The sequence below is a fragment of the Wenxinia marina DSM 24838 genome (assembly GCF_000379485.1).
Classification (GTDB): domain Bacteria; phylum Pseudomonadota; class Alphaproteobacteria; order Rhodobacterales; family Rhodobacteraceae; genus Wenxinia; species Wenxinia marina.
Genome location: NZ_KB902311.1, coordinates 1 through 1211, shown reverse-complemented (window position 1 = coordinate 1211; position 1211 = coordinate 1). Strand labels below are relative to the sequence as shown.

Below are 1211 nucleotides of genomic sequence, written 5' to 3'. Positions count from 1 at the left end.
TTGAGACCGCCTTGCGAACCGCGATCCGAGTGATGCACCAGACCGGCACCTGGTTGCCGCTGGTGAACGGCCTGCTCCAGGGCATCGAGAACGAACCCGGCATGGGCCGTGCGGCTGACCCGCCAGCCGACGATGCGGCGGGCGAAGGCGTCGATCACGAAGGCGACGTAAACGAAGCCGGCCCAGGTGGCGACATATGTGAAATCGCTCACCCAGAGCTGGTCCGGCGCCGGCACCGGAACTGGCGGTTCACCTTGTCGAGCGGGCACGGCGCATTCTCGTCCGGGTTCGTCGTCCGGTGCGGTTTGCCACGGATAGCGCCTTGAAGGCCCATCTGCTTCATCAGCCGGGCGACCGTGCAGCGGGCGACATCGACGCCCTCCCGCCCGAGCTGCCGCCAGACCTTCCGCACGCCGTAGAACCGCCAGTTCTCTTCGAACACGCGCCGGATCTCGGGGCGCAACTCGGCGTCCCGCCTCGCCCGGTCCGACAGAAGCTCGGGATCGGCCCGCTTGGCCTGATGGTCGTAGTAGGTGGATAGGGCGATCGGCAGGTGCTTGCAGATCGGCTCGACCCCGAGCGCTCCACGGTGATCGTCGATGAAGGCGATCATGACTTCGGTCGGCGGTCGAGCTCCGCCTGAGCAAAATACGCTGACGCTTTGCGCAGGATCTCGTTGGCCTGGCGCAGCTCCCGGTTCTCGCGCTCGAGCGCCTTCAGCCGCTCGGCCATCTCGATGGTGACGCCGGCCCGCCTGCCGCCGCCGACCTCCGCCTTCTTGACCCACTCGTTCAGCGTGTTCGCCGAACAGCCGATTTTCGCCGCCACCGACACGATCGCCTGCCAGCGGCTCTCATGCTGCCCGGGATTGCCCAGAACCATGCGAACGGCCCGTTCGCGCACTTCGGGGGAGAACTTGTTCGTGGTCTTGCTCATGATGCTCCATCCTACTCAGGCGTGGGAGCCTCCGGCAAACCCGGCGCGGTTCAGAGGATTGGCGTAGGCACTACGACGAGGACCGACCACACAGCGCGATCGGATACGGCGTCCCGATCGCCATGCATTTTCCCGATGGCGCGACCAGCCCGTCATCGTGAGACGTGCTCTGCCCCCTGAGAACTGGACCGCGCGAAGCTGGAGTTTTCGGCTACGCTTCCCTGGCTGGGACAGGAGCGGAATCGGATGAAGGCATCGAGGTTCACGGAGGCGCA

The 1211-nt window shown here is 66.0% G+C and carries 1 protein-coding gene, 1 pseudogene and 1 other annotated feature; of the genes and pseudogenes, one reads left to right on the top strand and one right to left on the bottom strand.

All coding sequences use genetic code 11. From position 1 onward, the window contains the following. Positions 1 to 936, bottom strand: a pseudogene (locus A37W_RS22215) (IS3 family transposase); the annotation flags it as partial. Further along, positions 539 to 655: a sequence feature (AL1L pseudoknot), on the bottom strand. (Overlaps the previous pseudogene by 117 nt.) 8 nt (positions 937 to 944) lie before the next feature. Here A37W_RS22215 and A37W_RS23450 point away from each other — a divergent pair. Further along, entirely contained in the window at positions 945 to 1097 is a 153-nt protein-coding gene (locus tag A37W_RS23450; protein WP_081617166.1) for an integrase core domain-containing protein, read from the top strand. The last annotated feature ends 114 nt before the right edge of the window (positions 1098 to 1211 follow it).